Genomic DNA, 23824 nt, shown 5'->3' on the forward strand with positions numbered 1-23824 from the left:
GGACACCTATCGCTGTTCGACACACTCCTCGTTCCGCGAGACGTGTCCATGTCGCGGGGGCGCCGCCGGTCGGTCCGTACCGTTGAGGTCGTGGACCAGGAGCGGCGGTGGAGCATGTCCGAGATTCCGCCGCGGGACCGTTTCGGGGCGTGGTGTGAGCTCCTCTCCGCTACGCATCTGGCCTTCGCCATCGACACGGTCAGCCATCCGCATCGCGAATTTGCCGCTGATGTGCGGGAGAACCGGCTGGGCGTCATGTCGCTGTTGCGAACGTCGGTGTTCCCGCACCGCGGGCGGCGCACGCGCCGACAGGTGATGGCCAACACCCGCGACGTGATCGGGTTGCACTTCATCGAGTCCGGGCGCCAGGCCGTCGAGTTGGACGACGAACGGGTGATACTCGCGCCGGGCGACGCGATGATCTGGGACGGCGCAGCCACCGGCGACTACGAGATCCTGGAGCCGCTGACCAAGACCACCCTGATCGTGCCGCGCTCGCTGGCCGCCACCACACTGCCGAGCTACCGCCGGTCGTTCGTTCAGACCCTGCCTCGCGACCATTCGCCTACTCGCAACCTCATCGAGGTGCTGTCGGTGCTGAACGGTCAGCTGCCCACGATGGCCGACGGAGCCCGCGAGGCGTCGGCGTTGCTCGTCACCGAGCTGCTCAGACCGCTCGACCGGCTACAGGGCGGCGACGGCCCGGACCGCGCGCGCCGGCCCGCCCTGCAACTGCGGGAGCGGGTGCTCGACTACATCGACGCCAACCTCGACGACGTGATGCTGAGCCCGGCCATGATCGCTACCGCACACGGGGTGTCGGTACGCACCCTGTATTCGTCGGTCGACGGGCTGGGCATGAGCCTGGGCAGCTACATCCGGCACCGACGGCTGGCCCGCAGCTACGACGACCTGCTCTTCGGCTCCGATCCGGTGGCCGTGGTGGCACGACGGTGGGGTTTTGTCAGCCCGGCGAATTTCAGTCGGGTCTTTCGGGACCGGTACGGCATGCCGCCCGGACAGCTTCGCCGGCAGCGCGGCTAGGCCGTCGGGCCGGTCAGTCGAGCCGCGCCCTGCGGGGGTCCACGTTGCGCGCTCCGAGGATCAGCAGGCCCGAGACGAGAATCGGCAGGCATCCCCAGAGTAATGCGGCAGTCGTCCAACTGGCGCCCCTGCTCAACGAGTAGGTGACGAGCAGGCCACCGATGATGGCGCCGATCTGGCCCGCGGCGTTGATGATCGAGCCGCCGGTCGCGCGGGTGTGGACCGGGAAACTCTCGCCGTTGAAGAAGAGCAGTGCGGAGTAGGGCCCGATCAGGAAGAACAGGCCGGCACTGTAGAGACCGATGGTCAGGCCGAAGTTCCCGGACGGCCCCAGGAGCATGGCGCCGAAGGACAGCGCCGAGAAGACCCAGCCGATCGCGATCGCGTTGCGCCGGCCGATTCGGTCGCCGAGCCAGCCGTGGAACAGATAGCCGGCGAACGCGGTGGCATTGGAGACGATCAGGATCGCGAGTGCGTTGGTGAAAGCGATGTTCTTGCCGTCCGGCGCCGTCAGCAGAGAGGTGCCGAGGATGGCGAACACGAGGACACCGAGCCAGTTGAGCAGGAACGCCGTGCCGATCACGACGGTCGACCGCAGCGACTCGCCCTTGAAGGCCGAGGCCAGAGGCGCCGAGCGATCGGTCAGGTCGACCCCTGCGCTGTCGGCGAGCTGGTGAGCGTCGTCGGTACGCCCGTGCTTGAGCAGCGTCTCCGCGCGGTGGCGGGCGGCGAACTGGGGGCTCTCCTTGAGGTGGCGGGCCGCCCACAGCATGAACACCGCAGGGAACACGGCGACGATGAAGCAGAGCGACCAGCCGCCGAGCGGGAAGAGCAGGTAGATCGACACCGCCGCCAGCACCGAGCCGACCGGCCACCCGGACTGCACGAGCGAGTAGATGAGGCCGCGCCGCCGAACCATGGCGGGGTCGTCGCGGTACACGTTGGCGAACAGTTCGTTGAGGTAGGTCGCGTTGATGGCCTGTTCCGCGTAGCCGAGACCGGCGAGGGACCGGACGACGATCAGGAGCACCACCCCGACCCCGCCGACGACCCCGATGACCCACCCGGCCAGTGCGGTCAGGGCCGAGGCGACGGCGGCGCCGATGACCGCGATGACGATGCCGCGGCGGCGTCCGACCCGGTCCACCAGTGGGCCGGCGGCGAAGGCGACAAGTGCGGTTCCGGCAGTCACCCAGGTGTTGATGCCGGTCGACTCCGCCGAGGTCCAGCCCAGGTCGGCGGCGAGTTTGGGCAGCAGATTGCCGAAGAGCACGAAATCGTAGACGGCGAAGGTCCACGCAAAGAAGCAGATCCACGTCGCGATCCTGACGTCCCGAACCGTGAGGCGTGGTACCTCGGCCAGTGTCCGATCAGAAAGATCCATGCCGTTGCTTCCGTTCCTGAGAGCGTGGCCACCGAGTAGTGCCCCCGGACGGGAAAGATCAATGGACCCGGTGGGACGAACGGCCGGTAGAAGCCGGCCTGCGGCAGATCGACACTCTGCGCGGACGTCGAATGAGCACACCATATTCAGCATTCAGATGGGCTCTTTTTATAGCGACCTCTTCATGGGGTGGTCAAGCGGTGGTGAATGTCGACGGTGGGGTAGGCCCGCCGCGATGTTCCGCGCGCCGACGCGCCCGCGACCTCGGCGATTGCGAGGTGCGCGGGCGTGGCGGGGGGTTCGCCGAACGATCAGGAGACGGAGCGCCAGAAGCCGCAGCGGTGCTCGCGGTCCATGTCCACGCCGCTCACGTCCTCGGGCCCGGCCGCGAGTGACTGCACGTGACCGCCCTCGTCGTAACTCGGCCACTCCGGAAGGCCGTTGCCGTTCGGGTCACCGCTGCGAGCGAACTGCGTCCAGTAGCCGATCATCCGGTCGGACAGCAGTTGCTGCTCCGGTGACAGCTCGGCGCGCGCGTAGGCGCCGGAGAACAGGTACTGCAGCTCGCCGGCATGGAAGGCACCGGTGGGGTAGGCCGGAACGTCCGGCCCGGCGAACCACGGGGCCGTCCGGTCGCTGAACTCGTACGCGAACGTCGGGTTCGCCCGGGACAGCTGCCGGTTGACGTCAGTGGCCGGGCATCCCCATCCCCAGTCGGTCAGCACGTTCGCCGTCGCCCAGCTCGTCGAGCCCGCGTAGTCGGAGAGCGGGTATTCGCGCGCCACGCGGTCGGCGGTGGCAGCGTCGACGCCGAGGTACTGCCCGAGCACCGCCGGATAGTCCGCCGGAGCCACCGGCCCCATCATCGTGTCGATGCCCGCCTGGAACGTCACATGCTCGTCACGCGTGATGCCGTGCATCACCGGAACGTCCGCCGTCGCCCCTGCCGCCAGCTGCCGGGCGGGGTCCTCGGGGATGACACCGCCGCCGTAACTGGGTCCGAAACCATGCTGACCACCGTCGGCCGCCAGCAGCTCCTCGGTCGTCTTCGACCGCAGGCACTCGGCCGCGGTGGCCGGATCCGCGCACCCCGCCGCGGTGGCCAGCTCGATGCCCTGCGCCTCGGCCTGCGCCCGCGGCTTCGCCCGCCACGTGTCCGGGAACTGCCAGCGCAGCGTGCACGGTCCACTCTGGATGATCACGCGCTCGAACAGCCCGGCCGATCCCGGAGCGCTCAGGTGCGCACAGCCACTCATGCCACCCGCGGACTCGCCGAAGATCGTGACGTTGTCCGGGTCGCCGCCGAACGCGGCGGCGTTGTCGCGCACCCACTGCAGAACCGCCTGCTGGTCCTCGATCCCGAGGTTGCCCGACAGGTGCTCCGCGGGCCCGGAGTCCAGGGCCGGATGGGCCATGAAGCCGAACACCCCGAGGCGGTAGTTGAACGTCACCACCACGACGTCACCCTTCGCGGCCAGCCGCTCCGCCCCGTAGATCCCACCGGAGCCCCACGTGAACCCACCACCGTGGATCCAGACCATCACCGGTTTCGGCTTCGCGTCGGCGGTGGCGTCGCGTGGCGTCGTCACGTTGAGGTAGAGGCAGTCCTCCTGGGTGCTCGGCACGTCGCCGATGAAGTCGCCCGCCTGCGCGCACGGGCTCGCCGGGGTGGTCGCCTCCCGGACCCCTGGCCACGACTCCGGCCGCTGCGGCGATCCCCAGCGGCGCTCGCCCACCGGTGGCGCCGCATACGGGATGCCCTGGAACGAGCGGTAGGTGTCGGTCACCGTGCCGCGCACGACGCCGTCCTCCGTCCGCACCAGCGCGGAGTCCCCAGGCGCGATCTCCGCCGTCGCTGCCACTCGTCCTGGCTCATCGGAGGCGGCGACCGCCGGCGTCATTGCCACGAAAGCGACGCTCGCCGCGACCGCCACCCCGGCTGCCACCGCCACCAGCGACCGGGCTGTCCGCGACCGCGTCGACCGTGTCCTGCTGCTCATGTCCCTGCTCTCCTTCGTCCCGACCGAATCCGGCGCCTCAGAACGATCGCGTTCTGCGACGGCGAAAGGCATGCAGAGCCCCTCCGGATATGAGGTCGGGTGCACCCCACCTCGGCCGGGCGCACCTGCTGCACGCTGCATGAACAGCGACCGGACGGCTCTCCTTCAGCCATGTAACAGCTGCTACATTCCTGGCTGTGACGGCGCCGGAGCATCAGTGGCTGGTCTTGTCGGTTCGCGTGCCTGCGCAGCCGTCACGGCACCGCGTCGCCATCTGGCGCGAGCTGCGGCGGGCTGGTGCCCTGTCGATCGGGCAGGCGTGCTGGGCCCTGCCGGACGTCCAGACGATGAACGCTGCCGTCGATCGCGTGCGGGACATGGCGGAGCGAGGCGACGGTGAGGCGGTCGCCGTCGTGGGGGCCGGTCGCACGGAACAGGACCGCGCCCGTCTGGTGGCGTTGTTCACCGCTGATCGGACAGCCGAGTGGGTGGAGTTCCTGGCCGACTGCAGGAAGTTCGACGCCGAGATCGACAAGGAGATCCGCACCCGCAAGTTCACCCTGGCCGAGCTGGAGGAAGAGGAACAAAGCCTCGAGCGGCTCCGCCGTTGGCACCGCGACATCCGTACCCGGGACGTCTTCGGCGCGCCGAACAGCGCCGAGGCCGACCAGCAGCTCAAGCACTGCGCGGAGCGGCTGGAGGAGTACACCGAGCAGGTCTTCGCCGCCCTCCACCAGATCTGATCCGCGAGATCGCCGCATTCGGCCGGACGAGGAGACCAGGAACCTGATGAACGACGTACCTGCATCCGGCCCGCAACGGCCGTCACCGGGTGTCGCGCCGGTGGCGACCGCCGAGGTGACCTCGTTCCGCGTGCTGGCGCCGCTGTACAGCGCGGGGTTCGTCACCGCGTTCGGGGCGCACGCGGTCGCCGCGAGCCTCGGCACGCAGTTCGGGTCGGCGAAGGTGTCGTTCTTCGCTCTCGGAGTCGCACTCGCCGTCTACGACATCGCAGAGGTGGTGCTGAAGCCCGTGTTCGGGTCGCTGGCGGACCGGTGGGGACCACGCCCGGTTCTGCTCGGCGGCCTCGCGGTGTTCGCGCTGGTCTCCGGTGCGTTCGTCGTGGTCGACCTGCTGGGCCTCGTGAGCTCCGCTTCCGGGTCGATCGTGGCGCTGGTGGTGGTGCGTCTCGGCCAGGGGGCGGCCGCCTCGGCGTTCTCCCCGGCGGCCGGGGCGATGGTCGGCAGGCTGGTCGGCCCGACGAGACGCGGCCGGGTCTTCGGGTCCTACGGCGCATGGAAAGGCATCGGGTACACCGCCGGGCCGCTGCTGGGCGGCGTGATCATCACCTTCGGCGGACTTGCGGCGCTGTTCGCCACTCTCGGCGCGGTGGCGGTCGCCGTGGCGATCTGGGCCGCCGTCGCGGTTCCGGTGGTCGACCCGTTGCCGCGGCGCCGGCAGACCCTGGCCGACCTCGGGCGCAGGCTGCTCGAGCCCGGTTTCCTGCGGCCGACGTCGGCCCTTGCGGCGACGACAGCCGCCTTGTCCGTCGGGGTGGGATTCTTCCCGGTGCTCGGGGTGAGCAGCGGTCTGTCCCCGGTGGCCACCGGTGCGGTCGTGGCCTGCCTGGCGCTGGCCTCGACGCTGGTTCAGCCGCGGGCGGGCCGGGCCCACGACCGCGGCCGGTTGAGCTCGCGGCAGGCGATGGCAGCGGGGTTCGCGCTGACCGTGGCCGGGTTCGTCATCGCCGCGACGGTGCCCGGCCTCGGCGGTCTGATCCCCGCCGCGGTCGCGGTCGGCCTGGGCGTCGGGACGATCACGCCGGTCGCCTTCGCCGACCTCGCCGCCGGGTCACGTCCCGAGCGGCTGGGCCAGACGATGGGGTCGGCCGAGGTCGGGCGCGAGCTGGGAGACGGGGGCGGCCCGCTGCTCGTCGGGGCTCTCGCGTCTGCCGCCACGGTTGCCGGAGGGCTGGGCGGGTTCGCCGTCGTCCTCGCTGCGATCGGGGTGGCCGCGATCGGGCGCGGCGGACGTCAGCGGATCCGCTCGTAGTCAGAGTTCACGGCAGCGACTATGCGGACTATGCGCTGCCTCCCGCCGGACGGCGGCGCGGCCGGGAGCGGGTCCGCTCCGCCTGGGATTCCGGCCTGGTACGGCGCTGTGTGCGTGGGGGGCGTTCCCCGCGGCTCTCCGGGCGCTTGCGCGGTCCGCCGTTCTCACTCGCGGCCTCGGGTTGAGCGTCCTCCGCGTCGGCAGTCTGCTTCTTCTTTGCGGGCGCCGTGCGGCGTCGGCCGGCGAGCCGCTGCAGCGCCTCGAGCAGTTGCATCGCCAGACGCTGCAGGAACTGCAACAGCGCCATGGCGCGGGCGACGACGAGACTGAACGCCGCACCCATCCGCGCTCGCATCGCCGTGCCGGTCGTACGGGGTTTCTTCTGCTGCTTCGGTTTGCCTGTCAGGGCCTCGCGGAGCCCGGTGCCCCCGCTCTCCGCGAAGTCCTCGAGCCGGTTCGCGACCCTGTCGACCCGCGCGATGGCCATGTCGACCACGGTGCCGAGCACCTTGGTGCCGGCATCGCTCATCGCCTTGCGCGCAACCTCGCCCGCGACACGACTTCCGGCCCCTCCGGCGGCCTTTCGCGCACCGCCGGTGGCGCGTGTCGCCGTGCGCGTCACGGTATCGGTCATCCTGGTCACGTCCCTTCTCGGTCCGCCCGCGAGGGGCGGCTACGTGCACGTGCATCGGTCTTCCGGACCCGTGCCCGGGCGCCGAGGCGGCATGAAACGATGAGCGGGCGCGGGCCGTATGGTCTTGCCATTCCCGTTCTGGCGGTCCGGCAAGCGTTATCGCCACGTCTCGCCGTCACGACGCCCTCTTGACATGCAACCGAGCCGGGTGACGTGAGCCCGGGCACTGCACGGTCTAGATTCTCGACCATGTCCGTGGACGAGGGTTCTGGCTCGTCGAGGCACACGCCGCTGCTGGTGCTCGGCAAGATCACCGAGATCCTCGACGCGTTCTCCCTCGCCCGCCCCGCACTGACGTTCAGTGAGATCCAGCAGGCCACCGGCCTGCCGACCTCGACGGTCCAGCGGCTGGTGACGAACATGGTGGCGCAGGGGCTGCTGGACCGCGTCGGCGACCAGATCCGGATCGGCGTGCGCATGGCGTACTGGGCGGCCCCCGCGGTCAAGGGCGTCGACGTGCTGACGATCGTCAACCCGGTGCTGCGCGAGATGCGCGACGCCACGGGGGAGACGAGCTGCTTCTTTCGTGAGGAGCAGGGGTTCCGGGTCTGCGTGGCGGTCGCCGACACCCGGCACGTCCTGCGGCGTGACATGTACGTCGGCAAGATCCTCCCGTTGCACGCCGGTTCGGCGGGCCGGGTGTTGCTCGCCTGGAACCCCGAGCTCGCCGAGGCCGTGCTGGCGCGGCCCTTGGAGCCGATCACCGACACCACGGTCACGAGCCCGGAACTCTTGCGGGAGCTGATCCGGCAGACGCGCAGCGACGGGTTCGCCATCACCACGGCCGAGCGGGAGGACGGCTCGTCCGGGTTGTCGGCCCCGGTGTTCAACTCCGCCGCAGAACTCGTCGGGGCGCTGTCGATCAGTGGACCGACGATCCGGATGCCGCTGGCCACGTGTGAGGAGTGGGTGGACCTGCTGGTCGGGAGCGCCGAGAAGCTGACCAGGACCCTCGGCGGGCGCTACCCGAGCTGAGTGCTAGAGCCGCGGCCCGGCCACCCATTCGAACGCCGACGCCGTCGATCGCACGCCCTGCGCGGTCTTCGACCGGTTCGGCTCGCCGAGTTCGGAGAGCAGGTCCTCGGAGAGCCCGACCATCCGGGCGAGGCCGCTCGGCGTGAGCCACGACGGCCGGGTCGCGAAGACGATGTCCTCGGACGAGGTGTTCCCGCTCGCGCCCGGTGCGAACGGGCAGCCGCCGAGCCCGCCGAGCGACCCGTCGACCACCGAAGCGCCCGCGGTGATCGCGGCCAGCGTGTTGGCCACGCCCAGTCCCCACGTGTCGTGCCCGTGGTAGATGATCCGGCGGGCCGGTGTCTCCTCCCGCACCCGGGAGACGAGGCTCGTGACCTGGGCGGGAATCGCCTGGCCGAGCGTGTCGCAGAGCACGATGTCCTCGGTGCCCTCGGCGCGGGCGTCCCGCGCGATGGCGAGCACCCGCTCCTCCGGCACCGGCCCGTCGAACGGGCAGGTGAACGACGTCGCGATGCAGAGCTGGATCCGGCCGCCGGCCGCGAGAGCCGTCTCGACGGCGGCGGGCATGGCTTCCAGGCTCGCCTCGGTGCTGCGGCCGATGTTGGCCTGGTTGTGCGCGTCGGAGGCCGAGAAGCAGTACTGGACGTTGAGTGCGCCCGCGGCAACGGCCCGTTCCACGTGCCGGGGCGTGGCGACCCAGATCCAGCACTTGGCGAGCTCGTCGGCGCTCAGGGCTTCGACCACATCGAGGGTGTTGGCCATCGGTGGGACCAGATCCGGCCGGGCCATCGAGCCGATCTCGAGGCTGGGGACGCCGAGCCGCAGCAGCTCCCGGACGATCTCCACCTTGCGCTCGGTGGACAGCAGCTTGCCGGTGAGCTGCAGCCCGTCGCGCAGGGTGACGTCCCGCAGTATGACCTCCTGCGACGTCGTGTCGGTCATGACTGCTCCTCTCCCGCGGTGATCGCCGCGATCTCCTCATCGGTCATTCCGAGTAGACCGGCGAGCACCTCGGATGTGTGCTCGCCGAGGTCCGGTCCGAGCGTCCGGACCGGCAGCGAGACGTCGCCGATCACGGGGACGATCCCCGGGAAGCCGACCTCGCGCGGTTCGTCCCCACCGGTGTCCACCGGGAGGAACTGGATCATGTTGCGGGCGCGGTACTGCTCGTCGCCGCAGATGTCGGCCGCCGTGTAGCTCGGCCCGGCCGGCACCCCGGCCCTGTCGAGCAGCTCGAGCACCTCGGCGCGCGGCCGCGTGGCCGTCCAGTCGCCGATTGCGGCATCCAGCTCGTCACGGCGGGCCCAGCGGCCGGCGTTGCTGCTCAACGACGGGTCGTCGGCCAGGTCCGGTCGCCCGATCGTCGCCATCAGGCGCTGGAAGATGGCGTCTCCGTTGCCGGCGATGATGGCGCTGGAGCCGTCGCCGCACAGGTAGGCGTTGGACGGGGCGATGCCCTCCATCCGGCCACCGACCCGGCTCCGGTTCACGCCGTAGGCCAGGTGGTCGGGCACCAGCGACTCCATCATCGACAGCACCGCCTCGTTGAGCGCCACGTCGATCACGCGTTCGGTCAGGGGTGCCCGGCCGGTCGCGCGTCCTGAGCGGCCTGCCTCGCGCCGGTACAGCGCCATCACCGCACCGAACGCCGCGTAGAGACCGGCGATCGAGTCACCGATCGAGACCCCGACACGTACCGGCGGTCGGTCCGGTTCCCCCACGAGCTCGCGCAAGCCGCCCATGGCCTCGGCAACGGCGGCGAAACCGGGTCGCTCGGCGAGCGGGCCGGTCTGGCCGAACGCCGAGATGCGCGAGATGACCAGGTCGGGGTTCGCGGCGTTCAGCTCGTCGGGCCCGAGTCCCCATTTCTCCAGCGTGCCCGGACGGAAGTTCTCCAGCAGGACGTCGCAGTGGCGCACCAGGTCGAGAACGGTGTCCCGGCCCGTCGCCGTCTTCAGATCGAGCACGACCGACTTCTTGTTGCGGTTGAGCGTTCGGTACAGCATCGACGTCGTACCCGCGTACAAGCGCCAGTTGCGCACTTCGTCGCCCGTCCCCGGCCGCTCGATCTTGATCACCTCGGCGCCGAAGTCGGCCAGCAGCCTGCCGGCGGTCGGCGCCGCGATGTAGTTGCCCAGCTCGAGTACGCGGACCCCGTCCAGGGGCCGGATCGGGCCGTCGTTCACGAGTACTCCTAGACGATGAGTGCCAGCGGTTGGATCAGCAGGATGGCGACGACGGAGGCGACGGACACCCCGACGGAGCACGTCTTCAATGTTCCTCGTGTCGACTGCCCCATGAGGGACTGCAGTAGCCAGAACGTGTTGCTCGTGACATGCACGGCGAACAGCGAGCCCGCGCCGGCAGCGAGTGCGATCAGCACGGGATCGAGCCCGATCGCGGGCGCCACCGGCGCGAGGATGCCGGCCGCCGTGATGGCCGAGATGCTCACCGAACCGACGGCGATGTGGAGGGCGGCCGCGATCACCCACACCACGAGCAACGGAGCTGCTGTGCTGGCCGTGAAGTACTTCCCGAGGATGTCGCCCAGCCCCGCAGCGGAGATGGTGGCGGCCAGGGAGCCGCCCACCCCGGTGAGGATCAGGATCTGTCCGCTCTCGCGGAACCCCGTGGCGATCGACCGCTCCACCCGCTTGCGACCCACTGAGTAACGGGTGACGAGGCTCGTGCCGATCAGCCCGGCGAGCAGCGCGATGACCGGGTCGGCGACGAACGTGACGACCGGGTTCTCGATGCCTGCGACGTCGAGCACGGCACCGGCGCCGATCAGCAGGAGCGCCCCGATCAGCGGCATGAACAGCACGATCAGCGAGATGTGACGGCGTTCCTGCACCTCGGGCGGTTCCAGCGCGGTCTGCGTGGCGCCGCCGGCCTGCTGCACGGATTCCGTCGGCTGGGTCTGCTCCTGGGTCCGCTCCTGGCCGTGCGCCTCGGACTGAGCACCGGTGGCCTCGTCGCCGAACATGCCCGGCTGCTCGTCCTTCGCCACGTCCCACCAACCGTGCCGGAACACGAAGGACATGATCGCGACGGACAGAGCGACGGTGGGGATGATCAGGATCAGCCCGAAGATCAGCATCCTGCCCAGCGGCACGCCGAGCAGACCGGCGAGCGCGACGGTCCCGACGCCGGGGACCATCAGCACGATCCCGCACTCGAGGCCGATCGCGAGTGCGGTCGCCATCCGGGCCGTGCCCACGCTGCCGATCCGCGGCGCGAGGTTGCGGGCCAGCGGCGCCGAGATCACGAGCAGGACGTCGAGGAAGATCGACTGCAGGGCCGTGGCGAGGGTGAGGGACAGCGCGTACGGCATGCGTTTGGGGCCGAACGTCCTCAGCAGCGTGCTGACCAGTCGCTGGATCGCTCCGGCCTCCTGCAGCATGGCGCCTGTCAGCACACCGAACGCGATCAGGAGCCCGACTTCGGCCATGATCTCGCCGAACCCGGTGGTGATCGCCTTGACGGTGCCTTCGGCGCCCATTCCCGTGCTCAGCCCCAGGTAGGCGGCCCCGATGATCAACGAGATCACCGGGTTGAGCCGGAACCGGACGATGAGCAGGACAGCTGCGAGTACGGCGACGGCCGTGTTGATGATGATCGCGGTGTCGGACAAGGGTGGTATCCCATCCGGGTGTCGCTCGCCATCGAGCGAGTGCGGGGAGTCGGTCGTCAGGTTCGCCATATGAACACACATCCACGATGTGGGCAACAAGCGGGGTACCCGCTGTGGTGAGTGCCCTGCAGGACAGACTCGGCGTACCGGACGATCCGGTGGGATCGGGCCGTTCGTGAGCAGCAATCGGGCCCGGCCGCTGGATGGGCCGCTCTGATGATCGGTTGATTTCACCTGGATCGGGTGAGGCCCGGCGGAGTCGTGCGGAGAAGCCTGTGTGGACGAAAGGCCGCCGCTGCCCGTGTGCGGCCAGCCCGCGGAGCCGGTCACGGGCAACGGGCGTGTGACCATCGGAGCGTTGCGATGGCCGACGTGATCCACTCCGTGGTCCGTGCCATCTCGGCGTCCACGGAGTCACGGACACGTTCATTTCTCTTCAGCGAATCGGAGATTACGGAGAGATCCAATGCCCAAGGTCGTGTTCCCGCTGGACAACAGCAAGAGCTTCACCGATCAGCAGATCGTCGGTCACAACCGATGGCACCCCGACATCCCCGCGCACGTACATGTCAAGCCCGGGGATACGTTCAGGGTGGACTGCCGGGAGTGGTTCGACGGCGCGATCCACAACGACGATTCCGCCGACGACGTACTGAACGCGCCGTTGCCGGGCGTGCACGTGCTGTCCGGGCCGATCGAGGTGGAGGGCGCGGAGCCCGGAGACCTGCTGATGGTGGACATCCTCGACGTCGGCCCCGTGCCGCAGGAGGACTCCGGGCCGCTCGCAGGGCAGGGCTGGGGCTACACCGGAATCTTCGCCACGCAGAACGGGGGCGGGTTCCTGACCGAGCAGTTCCCCGACGCCTACAAGGTGATCTGGGACTTCCGCGGTGGCGTGGCGACCTCCCGGCACATTCCGGGTGTCTCGTTCGTCGGCATCGTCCACCCCGGACTGATGGGTACCGCACCCTCGGCGAACCTGCTCGCCACGTGGAACGCGCGTGAGCAGGAGCTCATCGATACCAACCCGACCCGGGTACCACCGCTCGCGCTGCCGCCCCTGCCCGACTCGGCCATCCTCGGGACGCTGGAGGGTGACGAGTTCAACCGGGTCGCCCGTGAGGCCGCCCGCACTGCGCCGCCGCGGGAGAACGGTGGCAACCAGGACATCAAGAACTTCACCAAGGGAACCCGGGTCTTCTACCCCGTCTTCGTCAATGGTGCAAAGTTGTCGATGGGCGATCTGCATTTCTCCCAGGGTGACGGGGAGATCACTTTCTGTGGGGCTATCGAAATGGGTGGCTTCATGGATCTCGGGGTCGACCTGATCAAGGGTGGAATGCAGACCTACGGTGTCTCCGAGAACGCGATCTTCATGCCTGGCACCACGGATCCGCAGTTCAGCGAATGGCTGGCCTTCTCCGGCACCTCGGTGACGCTGGAGGGCAAGCAGCACTACCTGGACGCGCAACTGTCCTACCAGCGGGCCTGCCTGCATGCGATCGACTATCTGGTCAAGTTCGGCTACACGCCGGAACAGGCCTACATGATTCTGGGCGCTGCGCCGATCGAGGGCCGGCTCTCCGGTGTCGTCGACATCCCGAACTCGTGCTCGACCGTCTACATCCCGACCGCGATCTTCGACTTCGACGTCAGCCCGGGCAAGGGCGGGCCGCACCAGGTCGATCCTGGCCGCGGAGTGCCCAAGGCCAGCTTCTGACACGCGATCGACCTTCTGTCCCGACTCCGGCTCCGGCCGGGGTCGGGACAGGCTTGTGTGCGAGATGCCCCTGGCCGGGGATCTCGACCAGGGCGGTGGTGGGCGGCCGTCCGGCTCCACTGCTCCCGTTGCCGCGTCACTGAGCCTCTTCGCCCGGCTGGGCTGGCCCTAAAATTCCGTAAACATCCCTATCGTCTGCTGATGTAGGGAAGCTTGGCGTCTGATACGGTCGTTTGCGTGACGCAGGAGTTGTTCACGGCGGAGGAAGTCGCCGACCGGCTGGGTCTGCACGTGCGTACGGTGCGCAACTACATCCGCGACGGCCGGCTGACGGCCGTGCGGATCGGCAAGCAGTACCGCATTGCGCGCGCGGACCTCGAGGCGTTCACCGGGCGGCCCGCCGAGCCCGCCGTCCGCGACACGGTCATCCGCCGTCGCCATGTCGGGGTGTCGAGCATCGTGGAGATCGATGCGATCAGCCCCGAGACGGTCAGTCGCGTGAGCACCGTGCTGACTACCGCAACTGCCCATCGCCGCGACGGCGACGGGCAGTTGCGCCTGAACATCGTCTACGACGAAGAGCGCGCCCACCTGAAGATCGTCGTGCTCGGCAGTTTGTCCACGAGCGCGGACATCTTCGGGCTGATCAGCGCAGTGATCGAGGAGCCGGAAACATGAGTGAGATCTATCGGTCCGAAGCCGGGGCCCGCCTGCTCCGCGAGCGCTATCTGACGACGCTGGAGCACTGGCCGGTCGAGAACGAACAGTTCCGCGTGCCCACGCGCGAGGGCGAGACATTCGTCATCGCATCCGGCCCGGCAACCGCACCTGCGCTGGTGCTGCTCCATGGCTCCGGAGGCAACTCGGCGCAATGGATTGGCAGCATCCCCGAACTCGCCACGCATTTCCGGGTGTACGCCGTCGACATGATCGGGGAGCCCGGCCTCAGCGCGCCGTCCCGGCCGCCGATGGACTCGGACAGGTATGCGGTGTGGCTGGACGCGGTACTTGATTTCCTCGAGCTGGAGCAGGTCCGGATCATGGGGATCTCCCTTGGTGGCTGGCTCGCGTTGGACTACGCCACGCGGCGGCCCGGCAGGGTGGAACGCCTGGCGTTGTCGTGCCCCTCGGGTATCGGCAGGCAGAAGAAGGGAGTCCTGCTCAAGGCCCTTCTGCTGAACCCTCTCGGCCGGTGGGGCCGGCGCAAGTCGGTGACAGGTGTGCTCGGCTCAGGGTTGTCGACCATGCAACCCGCGGTCGCCGCGGAGATTATCGAGCAGGTGATGCTCGTTGCGGAGAACTACCGCTACCGCATGGACGAGCTTCCCGTGTTCGACGACGACGCGTTACGACGGCTGACCATGCCCGTGCACGTACTCGTCGGGGAACTGGACGTCATGGTCGATTCCGCCGAGACCAAGCGGCGGCTCGACGGCGCCGTACCGCACGCGACGGTGCGGCTGCTCCCTGGAGTCGGCCATTTCATTCCCGCGCAGCGGGCGGAACTGGAGTTCCTGACGAGTGTCATCCAGGGGGAGCAACACGCGTGATACCTGCTGGACCGGAGTCCGGCGCGCTCAGGGTGAGGCGCAGGCATACCCGGTCCTGCCCCGGCCCGTCATAGTCGCGGTGCACCGGCACACCGTCGATCTCGTAGTCACTGGGTTCGAGTGCGAACCCCATTGCGCGGTGGAACGAGATCGAGCCGGAGTTGGCCGGTGAGGTGATGGCCCGGATGTGGCGGCGTCCCGCGGCGAGCGCCCGTTCGAAGAACGTGGCGTAGAGGCGGCGGGCGACACCGGCGCGTCGGAGGTTCGGGTTCACGCCGACGAAGTGGATGTAGGCCTCCTCCGGGTCGCTGGTCGGGTGCAGCCCGATGAGGAAGCCTGCGAGCGCATCGCCACGTTCGACGACGAAGCTGGTTTCGCGGAAGAACTCCACGAACAGCCTGGGCAGCAGCAAGGAGAGCTGCTCTGCCTCCTGCGGGGTGCGCGAGTCGCCCCACCAGTTCTGGATCGCGCGAACCAGGACCGCATGGTCGTGGGTACGCACCTGACGCAGCGCATCCATGTCCTCGCGGTCGGGTCGTTGCCGCGAGCTGTCCGGGCGCGTCACGACAGCTTCCCGTGCCGGGAGGGGAGTGTGGCGAGAGCGCGCCACAGCACCCGCTGGATCGGGTCGGGAATGCCATGGATGTGGAAGCTGAGCTCGTGGGCGACGTTGATCCGGGCGAGCCGAATCAGTGGCAGGAGGCGGCCGGCGGTCGCCATGACGCGGAACTGGTCTTCCAGTTGGCCGGCAGGGGTTTCGACGGTGCGGATGCGGGTCGGCCGGTCGCTCGGGTTGGCGAACGCGTGAAGGGTCCACGGGCTGACGGTCACGGACTCGCCCGTCTGCAGGTCACGGGTCTCGTTGCCGACGCGGACCCGCAGTACGCCGTCGAGAACCTCGAAGGTCTCGATCTCGCGGCGGTGCCGGTGCGGCGGTGGTCCGCTGAGCCGTGGAGGCAGGAGCGCCTCGACCTCGAACGCGGCGCCGCCGTTGTCCCTGCCCGAGCGGACGATGTCGATCACCTCGCCGGTCGGCATCTGCAACCTCCGGCTGGATGCTTGCTCGGAGAAGGTCATGACCGCTCGGTCTCCTGTCGAGGTCGCTGGAGTCGATCTTCGCGCCGCCGCCCGCGGTGCTCGATGATGTCACCGTCGGCGAGGACGGCTGCACCGGCTGTGGCGAAGAGTGCGGCGGCGCCACCGATCACGAGCGCGGCCCCGGCCGGGAGACCGCGCCGCCGCCGTCCGAGCAGGATCGAGGCGACGTCGGCCGCGTCGGCGACCATCCCGAGCCGGACGCCGACCCGGGCGGTACGTGGGTCCGAGCTCAGGGTGGCCAGCGCGATGGCGAGCTCACGAGCCCCGAACGCACGCGCGAGGAAACCTCCGGCCGACGGCTCGCCGTGCGATCCGAGGCACCGGTAGGCCAGCCTGGGGCGAGCCAGGGTGGTCACGCCGACGCAACCGCGAATGACGCCGAGCCACAGGGGCCGCGGTCGCCGGAGTTCTGTCCTGCCGGCGGGCGTGGTCGTTCGGGCCGGTTCGTCGCCGCCGTTGATCGCGTGTCGGCCGACTAGTGTCCGGCGGCCGGCGAACGGAGCTACACCCGAGCGCCACCACGCGGCCCAGGCCGCCGGCCGCATGAGCAGTGCACGGACGAGTGGGGTGGGGTCGAAGAAGGAGTCCCGTCGGGTGACGGTGCCGTCGGGGGTGACGGTGAGCCGATCGAGCGCTCGAAACTGCAGGGGCAGGCCACCGGCGGTCGCGACGCAGTGGACGTCGACGTAGATCGTGTCGTCGCTGGCGGCCCACCCGGCGATCTCACCGCGCAGATCGGGCAGGAACGCCTGGAGCCGGGCGAACTCCTGTTGCCAGTGCACTCGGCCGACGCCGTCGGCCATGAGTGGCTGGTGCAGGTCGACGTCGTCGGCCAGGAGCTCGTCCCACGCGTGGGGGTCCGGTTGCCGCCAGCCGGCGGCGAATAGGCCGACCACCTGCCGATGTACCGCTGACGGGACGGTGGCGCTGGTATCCGCGATACTCACAGTATCTACGGTACTGTCGGTTTCATGCCGGATGTCAAGTCCCAGCGCCTCGAGTACGTCCAGCAGACCAAGGAGTCGATCTTGGTCGCGGCGGAGGCGCTCTTCGTGAGCGAAGGATTCCGCGCGACGTCGATCGACGCCGTGGGCGCAGCGGCACGGTTCACCAAGGGCGCGGTCTATCGGCACTTCGCCGACAAGGAGGCACTGTTCCGTGCGGTCTTCGAGCGCGTCGAGACCGCCGCCGTCCAGCAGGTGACGGCCAGAGCCGAGGCCTGCGAGTCACCGAGCGAGGCGGCCCGCGCCGCCCTGGAACGGTTCCTCGAACTCGCCACCGAGACGCGGTTTCGCCGGATCGTCCTCGAGGAGGGGCCGGTCGCGCTGGGGTGGCGCCGCTGGCGCGAGCTCGACCACCAGTACACCGCGGTGTTGCTCGAACGCCTGCTCGACGACCTCGTCGACGCGGGAGAGATCGCACCTGCCTCGGTGAGCCTGCTCGCGCGGCTCTGTTGCGCGCTCGCCGGTGAGGCCGCGATCCAGGTCGCTGAGGCCGACGACCCCGACCAGGCCCGCGCCGACGCACTCGCAACCATCGGCGCCATGCTCGCCGGCTTGCGGGGCGACTGAGCCGAGGAGCGTACGGCCCTACGAGCCGGCAGCCGCCACCGCGCTCAGCGGGAGAGCTGCTTGCGCGAGGTGATGTCGAGCTTGGAGAAGATCCGCCCCAGGTGCCATTCGACGGTACGTGGGCTGATGAACAGGCGGGCACCGATCTCGGGGTTGGAGAGTCCCTCGCGGACCAGACCCGCGATCTGGGCCTCCTGCGGGGTGAGCTCCGTGCTGGTCTCGACCGTGCGTTTGCGCGGTGACTCGCCGGTGGCCCGCAGTTCGGTGGCGGTGCGCTGGGCGAAGGCCGTGGCGCCGATCGCGGTGAACGTTTCGTGGGCGGCGCGTAGCTGTTCGCGTGCGTCCAGCCGTCGGCCTTCCCGGCGTAGCCATTCGCCGTAGACGAGCTTGGCGCGGGCGAGTTCGCCGCGGACGCGGGTGCGCCCGAGCCGGTCGATCGCCTCGCAGTAGGCGCGCTCGGCGTCGCGACCGCAGCTCAGCAGAGCACGGGAGCGGGCCTGGATGCCCAGTGCCCAGTCGGTGCCGCTGGCGCGCGTGACGTCGGCGAGTTGGCGGAATGCGTGGGTGGCGCGTTCGGGTGTGCCGCAGCGGGTGGCGGCTTCGACGAGTTCGGCCAGCGCCGCCCAGGGGGCCACGCCCAGCACCGGCGGTTGATCGGCGGCTTGCTGGGCCGCGGTGAGTGCGTCCTCGTAGTGGCAGAGGCTGTTGTCGAGAAGTGCTGCGGCCCATTGGGCTTTGACCAGCCCGTCGCCCTCGCCGCGTTGCAGCACCTCGGTGGTGGTGGTCTCGATCAGTTGCCGTGCTTCGGGTTCGTGGCCTTGCCATGCGGCGAGCAGCAGGATGGCGATGGGCGGTGGCGGGTGCCCGGTTGCGTCGGTGATCGAGTTCAGTTCCTCGCGCAACGAGGTGGCGTCGGTCAGTTGGCCGAGGAGGACGTGTACGCCGATGCGTTGGCTGAGGGCGAGCGGGAGCATGGTCAGGGCGCCTGCGTCGCGTGCGGTGTGGACGAAGCGGGTGGCGAGTAGTTCCCAGGTGTCGTAGTCCCAGAGGTGGGCGGCGGTGATGCAGGCGTGCCAGAGCCAGCGCAGTCCTTCTTGTGGGGAGAGGTCGTTGTTGCGGAAGGCGCGGAGTGCTTGTTTCAGTGTTGGTGCCGCTGAGGTGTAGCCGTCGTTGAACCGCAGCGCCAAGCCCTCGAGAAGCAGATCGGGCGCGCGCGAGGTCCGCGTCGTGGGCGAGGCGGCACGGGCGGCGTGGGCGGCTTCCTGCACGCTGACGCCGCCGGCGAGCGCGCCGGCGAACATGGCTGCGAGCAGGGTGTCCAGGTAGGTCTGGCCGGCCAGTTCGACGTCGAGTTGCTCGAGTTGTTTCGCGGCCTGCAGCAGCAGGGGCGGGGCTTCTCTGCCGCGGTTGAGGGTGAAGGCGATCTGGGCGCGTTGCAGGTCCACCCGGGCGCGTTGGAGCTTGGTCAGCGGGCACGCCTCGGCCAGGGACAGCAGTTTGAGCGCCGCGTCGGGTGCCCCGGCCAGGTGCGTGGCCCGCGCCGCGGCCAGCGCCCGCTGCACCCGACGGTCCGGGTCGGCGGTCAGCTCGGCGGCTCGTTCCAGGTAGGCGGCGGCCGCGGCGAGCCCGCCGCGTGCCTGCGCGCGCCCCGCCGAGTGCTCCAGGTCGGCGGCGACGTTCTCGTCCGGTCCCGCTGTGGCCTGCGCGGCATGCCAGGCGCGACGATCGAAATCGGCCTCCGGATCGGTGACGTCCGCCAGTGCACGGTGCGCGATCCGCCGTTCCTCGGGTGCCGCCGCTCGGTAGATCGCCGAGCGGACCAATGGGTGGTGAAACCGCACCCGGGATCCGATCTCGAGCAACCCGGCGCATGCTGCCGGTGCCGCGGACTCGGCGCTGATGCTCAGCTGCGTTGCGGCGCGCCACAGCAGCACGGGATCGCCCAGCGGTTCGGCCGCGGCGACCAGCACGAGCCGCTGAGTCTCGGCCGGAAGTGCCGCGAGGCGTCGCCGGTAGTTCTCCTCGATCTGACCTGCGAGCGTCCCGGTGCCGCTCACGACGACACCGCCTGCCAGCTGCGCCGGTGTCAACCCGTGCGGCAGCTCCAGCAAGGCCAGCGGATTGCCTCTGGTCTCGGCGACGATCCGGTCGCGCACGCGCTCGTCGAGCGGCCCGCGCAGCGTCGAGCGCAGCAGCTCCCGCGCTTCGGCATCGGGCAGCCCGTCTACCACCAGCTGCGCCAGGCCCGCCAACTCCGCTACCTCGCCGTCACGGGCCGCGAAGACGACCCCCACGGACTCCGCCACCAGACGGCGGGCGGCGAACGCCAGCGCCTGTGCCGAGGCGCGGTCGAGCCACTGGGCGTCATCCACCACACAGATCAGTGGTCGTTCGCCGGCGGCCTCGGCCAACAGGCCCAGCACGGCCAGCCCGACCAGGAATCGATCCGGCGGATCCCCGCCACTGAGCCCGAAAACCGTGGAGAGCGCATCGCCTTGTGGCGAAGGAAGGCGGTCGAGCAGGTCGAGCATCGGGGTGCACAGCTGATGAAGCCCGGCGAAGGCCAGCTCCATCTCCGACTGAATCCCCGTGGCGTAGGCCATTCGGCAGTCCGATGCTTGCCTGACCAGGTACTCCAGGAGCGCCGTTTTGCCTACACCCGGTTCACCCCGCAGTACGAGTGCCCGGCCCTCGCCGACCCGAACAGCCTCGACGAGCTGATCGAGCGCCTCACGTTCGCTGCGCCGGTCTCGCAACACCGGGCTACACCGTCACCGGGGCCTGCCTTCGTCGCACCATCGGGGGAGTATCCGTGAGCGACGATCCGGGCGCCATCCCCGAACTCGCGGCGTGCCGGCACGCGCAGCAGAACGTCGCGACGGTGCGCGAGGTCCCGTGGCCCGGGTGCCACCAGGGCTCAAGGGTGTCTGCCCGTGAGTCGCCCGGGGTCGAGGCGAGCCGGAACGCGCGACAGTTCGTCACGGGGCCGAAGTCCGCGTGAGGGGACCGCGGCCCCGGTGCCGGACGCATCGTCGCCGTCCACAGTCGGGAGCTCACCAATGTCGTCGAAGTCCAGCGAGCCGGGCCGGCATCGTGCGATTCTCACCGCCGTCGATGCCGGTGGCTGCGCACCCGACGGGCAGGTGGACGACGCCAGGTGGCCCCGATCCGCTGCCGAGGCGCTCGACGAGGGCCGGACGTTCCGAGCGACAGCGGCATGCCCGACGGTGGCGCCGGAGGACGGGCGCGCGGCCGGCTGGTCGACGGTGCGGGATCACGGCACCGCGTTCGTCGGACGTGCCGCGGAGCTCGCCGCGCTGCGTTGCACGCTCGACTCTGCGGTGGCCGGTCAGGGCTCTGCGCTGGTCATCCGCGGTGAGCCGGGAATCGGCAAGACCGAGCTCCTGCGGACGTTGCGGGCCGAGGCGGAGCTCCGCGGCATGTCGACGCTGGTATCCACTGGCGTGGAGGCGGAGGACCGGTTCCCGTACGCCGCGCTGCACCAGCTGCTGTACCCCCTCGCGGGACTGCTGGAGCGGCTGAGCCCAGCCCAGCGTCGGGCGCTGCTCGGTGCCTTCCGCGTCGAGGCGATGCAGGAGGACAAGTTCACGGTTGCGCTCGCCACGCTCGAACTGCTTGCGGAGGCAGCCGCAGCGGGGCCCGTTCTGCTTCTCGTCGACGATGCCCAGTGGCTGGACGAACCGAGTGCCGAGGTGCTCGGCTTCGTCGCACGCAGGCTCGGGGGCCACCGGATCTTCGCGGCGGTCGCGGCCCGGTCCGGCCACGGGGAACCGCTCGGGCGCAGCGGCCTACCCGAGCGCGCGCTGTCCCGGCTCTCGCCGGACGACGCAGAACGGCTCCTGACCGCACAGGCCCCCGACCTCGACGCCGGCGCGCGGACTCACATCCTCACGCAAGCCGCAGGACACCCGCTGGCGCTCATCGAGCTTCCTCGGACGAACCCGAGCGCACGAACGCTGCTGCCTGGCAACTGGAGCGTCGCCCCGCTCACCGAACGCCTGGAACGGACCTTCGCAGGGCGCCTCCGGGAACTCTCCGCGGACGCGCGCGCCTTCCTGCTCACCCTCGCGGCCGACACCGCGTGCGGCCTCGGGGTCGTCATGGACGCAGCGTCGATGATCTCACCGGAGCCGGTGACCACCGACGCCGTGCAACAGGCCGTCGACGTCGGCATCGTCGAGTACGCCGATGCCGGTCTTCGCTTCTCGCATCCGCTGATGCGGTCGGCGATCTACTCGACCGCAGGCCTCCATGACCGGCTTGCCGCCCATCGGGCGCTCGCCACGGCGATGCGCCGGCGTCCCAAACAGGCGATCTGGCACAGGGCCGCCGCCGCGCTCGGCCCGGACGACCAGCTGGCGGAGGAGCTGGAGCAGTTGGCCTGCGCGGCGAGTGGGCGGCAGGCGGCGACGGTCGCACTGACCGCCCTGCAGCGTGCGGCCGCACTCGCCTCGGATACGGAACGCCGAAGCGCCCTGCTCGTGCGTGCCGCCGAACTGGCCACCGAGGTCGGCGCCCACCGGGAGGCCAGAGCGCTGCTCGACGAGGCCGACCCGGGCGAGCTGAGCACGGTCGGGCGCGCGCGCCTGCTGAACGTCGCCGAGGCCGTGGCGTTCGATCCGCACGACGGCGACAGGTGGATCGCACAGCTGACACGGGCCGCGGGCACAGCGAGCGGGGCGGGTGAGCACGAACTGGCGGGCAGCCTGTTGTGGCGCGCCGCCACGCGATGCTTCTTCCAGGGCGCGTCGCCGTCGGCGCGTTCCGAGATCGTCGCGCAGGCCGAGGCGCTCGACTCCGTCGAGCAGAACCCCCTGGCACTCGCCGTTCTCGCCTACGCCTCGCCCGAGCGCTGTGGACGGGATGTCCTTGATCGTCTCGAGAGGTTGAACGGCCGGGAACTCGACGCCGACGGCCTGCGGTTGCTGGGCAGCGCGCACCTGGTCCTCGGTGACTTCCCGCGATGCGTCGACCAGCTCAAGCGGGCAGCCGACGTGTGCCGGATCCAGGAGCGCACCGGAATGCTCGCCAGGATGCTCGGAGCGAACGCATACGTGCGGATCTGGCTCGGCGACCTGGACCGGGCCCACGCCGAGTCCGAGGAGGCCCACGGCATCGCCCGGGAGAACGGCGAGCACTTCACCGCAGCCGCCACCCGAATCAACATCGCGCTGGTCAGTGCACTGCGGGGAGACCAGCACACCGCACAGCGGCAGCTCGAGAACATCGCATCCAGCAGGTTGGTGCCGGGGATGCGCTACATCCTCGCCGGAGCCAGGCACGCGCGCGGCCTGCTCGCCATGCTCGACGGGCGTCCCACCGAGGCGTTCGAGCACCTGGCTGCCACCTTCGACGTCGACCAGGACTGCTACCACCCGGTCATCCGCTGGTGGCTCGCACCGGATCTCGCCGATGCCGCCGTCGCCTCCGGCAACACAGCGCAGGCCCGGGAGCTGCTCGGGGACCTGCCGGCGTTGGCCCGCCGGCTGTCCACGCCGATGCTGATCCTCGCGACGAGCTACACGGCGGCCGTCCTCGCCCCGGAAACGGAGGAGGACGACCGGTACCAGGAGGCTCTCCTCGGCGAAGTCGGCGGCTGGTCCCTGTACCGCGCCCGCCTGCAACTGCATCACGGCAAGCGCCTGCGGCGCCGACGGCGACCGTTGGACGCCAAGGAGCCGCTGCGGCGGGCCCGCAACGTCTTCGACGAGCTCGGGGTCAGACCGTGGGCCGACGAGGCTCGCGCGGAGCTGCGAGCGACGGGGGAGGCCAGCTCCCGGCGAACAGTGGGGATCAGTGGGCAGCTCTCCGCCCAGGAACTTCAGATTGCGACGCTCGCCGCGGACGGCCTCACGAATCGGCAGATCGCCGAGCGCCTCTATCTGTCGCACCGGACGGTGGGGTCCCACCTGTACCGCATTTATCCACGTCTCGGCATCGCGAACCGAGCGCAACTGCGCAATGCCCTCGACCGCACCGGATGTGCGGGAGCAGAGGAGTCGGCATAGCGGCTGATTCGTCGAAGTGGCCTACCTGAACGATCGTTGTGAAGCGCGTGAGAACGAACGGATTGATTCATTT

General features: G+C 69.9%; 20 protein-coding genes. 10 read left to right on the plus strand and 10 right to left on the minus strand.

Features of this window, described 5'->3' with window-relative positions:
• The first annotated feature begins 90 nt into the window (after window positions 1-90).
• Window positions 91-1044 (plus strand): helix-turn-helix domain-containing protein, encoded by a 954-nt coding sequence (locus ABD743_RS05970; RefSeq protein WP_344719632.1) that lies wholly within the window; start codon window positions 91-93, stop codon window positions 1042-1044.
• Between the two features lie 13 nt (window positions 1045-1057).
• Here the strand turns inward: ABD743_RS05970 and ABD743_RS05975 are convergent, their stop codons facing one another.
• Window positions 1058-2428: an MFS transporter gene (locus tag ABD743_RS05975; protein ID WP_344719634.1), complete on the minus strand. Its 1371-nt coding sequence runs from the start codon at window positions 2426-2428 to the stop codon at window positions 1058-1060.
• 311 nt (window positions 2429-2739) lie between these two features.
• Window positions 2740-4428: a carboxylesterase/lipase family protein gene (locus ABD743_RS05980; RefSeq protein ID WP_344719636.1), complete on the minus strand. Its 1689-nt coding sequence runs from the start codon at window positions 4426-4428 to the stop codon at window positions 2740-2742.
• 197 nt (window positions 4429-4625) lie between these two features.
• Here ABD743_RS05980 and ABD743_RS05985 point away from each other — a divergent pair, with 197 nt between their 5' ends.
• On the plus strand, window positions 4626-5171 hold the full coding sequence (locus ABD743_RS05985) for a Chromate resistance protein ChrB (RefSeq protein WP_344719638.1): 546 nt from the start codon (window positions 4626-4628) through the stop codon (window positions 5169-5171).
• A 46-nt stretch (window positions 5172-5217) separates the two neighbouring features.
• Window positions 5218-6480: an MFS transporter gene (locus ABD743_RS05990; protein ID WP_344719640.1), complete on the plus strand. Its 1263-nt coding sequence runs from the start codon at window positions 5218-5220 to the stop codon at window positions 6478-6480.
• A gap of 28 nt (window positions 6481-6508) precedes the next feature.
• Here ABD743_RS05990 and ABD743_RS05995 read toward each other — a convergent pair whose 3' ends face one another.
• Window positions 6509-7114, minus strand: coding sequence for a hypothetical protein (locus ABD743_RS05995; RefSeq protein WP_344719642.1), 606 nt, complete (start codon window positions 7112-7114; stop codon window positions 6509-6511).
• A gap of 249 nt (window positions 7115-7363) precedes the next feature.
• On the opposite strand from ABD743_RS05995, the gene ABD743_RS06000 reads away from it, so the two are divergent.
• A complete protein-coding gene (locus tag ABD743_RS06000; protein WP_344719644.1) occupies window positions 7364-8149 on the plus strand; it encodes an IclR family transcriptional regulator in 786 nt (261 codons plus the stop codon).
• Window positions 8150-8152: 3 nt separating this feature from the next.
• Here the strand turns inward: ABD743_RS06000 and ABD743_RS06005 are convergent, their stop codons facing one another.
• Genes ABD743_RS06005 through ABD743_RS06015 form a run of 3 tightly spaced genes read right to left on the minus strand, consistent with a single transcriptional unit; the run spans window position 8153 to window position 11783 of the window.
• On the minus strand, window positions 8153-9091 hold the full coding sequence (locus tag ABD743_RS06005) for a hydroxymethylglutaryl-CoA lyase (protein ID WP_344719646.1): 939 nt from the start codon (window positions 9089-9091) through the stop codon (window positions 8153-8155).
• Complete coding sequence (locus tag ABD743_RS06010) at window positions 9088-10335, minus strand: CaiB/BaiF CoA transferase family protein (protein WP_344719648.1); 1248 nt, start codon at window positions 10333-10335, stop codon at window positions 9088-9090. The genes ABD743_RS06005 and ABD743_RS06010 overlap by 4 nt, the downstream gene beginning before the upstream one ends.
• Before the next feature lie 8 nt (window positions 10336-10343).
• Window positions 10344-11783: a GntP family permease gene (locus ABD743_RS06015; protein WP_344719650.1), complete on the minus strand. Its 1440-nt coding sequence runs from the start codon at window positions 11781-11783 to the stop codon at window positions 10344-10346.
• Window positions 11784-12249: 466 nt separating this feature from the next.
• Between ABD743_RS06015 and fmdA the strand changes: the two genes are divergently transcribed.
• The 3 genes from fmdA to ABD743_RS06030 all read left to right on the plus strand — a co-directional run bounded on the left by fmdA (window position 12250) and on the right by ABD743_RS06030 (window position 15053).
• Window positions 12250-13503 carry a formamidase gene (gene fmdA / locus ABD743_RS06020; protein ID WP_344719652.1) on the plus strand — a complete coding sequence of 418 codons (1254 nt, stop codon included), beginning with the start codon at window positions 12250-12252 and terminating at the stop codon, window positions 13501-13503.
• 237 nt (window positions 13504-13740) lie between these two features.
• Window positions 13741-14181 carry a helix-turn-helix domain-containing protein gene (locus tag ABD743_RS06025; RefSeq protein WP_344719654.1) on the plus strand — a complete coding sequence of 147 codons (441 nt, stop codon included), beginning with the start codon at window positions 13741-13743 and terminating at the stop codon, window positions 14179-14181.
• Window positions 14178-15053, plus strand: coding sequence for an alpha/beta fold hydrolase (locus tag ABD743_RS06030; RefSeq protein ID WP_344719656.1), 876 nt, complete (start codon window positions 14178-14180; stop codon window positions 15051-15053). Before ABD743_RS06025 ends, ABD743_RS06030 begins: the two co-directional genes overlap by 4 nt.
• Here ABD743_RS06030 and ABD743_RS06035 read toward each other — a convergent pair.
• From ABD743_RS06035 to ABD743_RS06045, 3 genes are read right to left on the minus strand one after another with little or no spacing between them, the layout of a single operon-like run.
• The gene (locus ABD743_RS06035) at window positions 15028-15618 is read right to left on the minus strand and encodes a GNAT family N-acetyltransferase (protein WP_344719658.1); all 591 of its coding nucleotides are present in this window, start codon (window positions 15616-15618) and stop codon (window positions 15028-15030) included. The two genes, ABD743_RS06030 and ABD743_RS06035, sit on opposite strands and share 26 nt — an antisense overlap.
• Window positions 15615-16130: a cupin domain-containing protein gene (locus ABD743_RS06040; protein WP_344719660.1), complete on the minus strand. Its 516-nt coding sequence runs from the start codon at window positions 16128-16130 to the stop codon at window positions 15615-15617. Before ABD743_RS06040 ends, ABD743_RS06035 begins: the two co-directional genes overlap by 4 nt.
• Window positions 16127-17098 carry a nuclear transport factor 2 family protein gene (locus ABD743_RS06045; protein ID WP_344719662.1) on the minus strand — a complete coding sequence of 324 codons (972 nt, stop codon included), beginning with the start codon at window positions 17096-17098 and terminating at the stop codon, window positions 16127-16129. The genes ABD743_RS06040 and ABD743_RS06045 overlap by 4 nt, the downstream gene beginning before the upstream one ends.
• Before the next feature lie 24 nt (window positions 17099-17122).
• On the opposite strand from ABD743_RS06045, the gene ABD743_RS06050 reads away from it, so the two are divergent.
• Window positions 17123-17722, plus strand: a complete 600-nt coding sequence (locus tag ABD743_RS06050) for a TetR/AcrR family transcriptional regulator (protein WP_344719664.1) — start codon at window positions 17123-17125, stop codon at window positions 17720-17722.
• Window positions 17723-17766: 44 nt separating this feature from the next.
• Here the strand turns inward: ABD743_RS06050 and ABD743_RS06055 are convergent, their stop codons facing one another.
• Complete coding sequence (locus tag ABD743_RS06055; protein ID WP_344719666.1) at window positions 17767-20481, minus strand: AAA family ATPase; 2715 nt, start codon at window positions 20479-20481, stop codon at window positions 17767-17769.
• Window positions 20482-20534: 53 nt separating this feature from the next.
• On the opposite strand from ABD743_RS06055, the gene ABD743_RS06060 reads away from it, so the two are divergent.
• Both ABD743_RS06060 and ABD743_RS06065 read left to right on the plus strand, forming a co-directional pair.
• Window positions 20535-20723: a hypothetical protein gene (locus tag ABD743_RS06060; protein ID WP_344719668.1), complete on the plus strand. Its 189-nt coding sequence runs from the start codon at window positions 20535-20537 to the stop codon at window positions 20721-20723.
• Between the two features lie 58 nt (window positions 20724-20781).
• Window positions 20782-23751 carry an AAA family ATPase gene (locus tag ABD743_RS06065; protein ID WP_344719670.1) on the plus strand — a complete coding sequence of 990 codons (2970 nt, stop codon included), beginning with the start codon at window positions 20782-20784 and terminating at the stop codon, window positions 23749-23751.
• Window positions 23752-23824 lie beyond the last annotated feature (73 nt).

It is taken from the genome of Pseudonocardia yunnanensis (assembly GCF_039534065.1).
GTDB lineage: Bacteria > Actinomycetota > Actinomycetes > Mycobacteriales > Pseudonocardiaceae > Pseudonocardia > Pseudonocardia yunnanensis.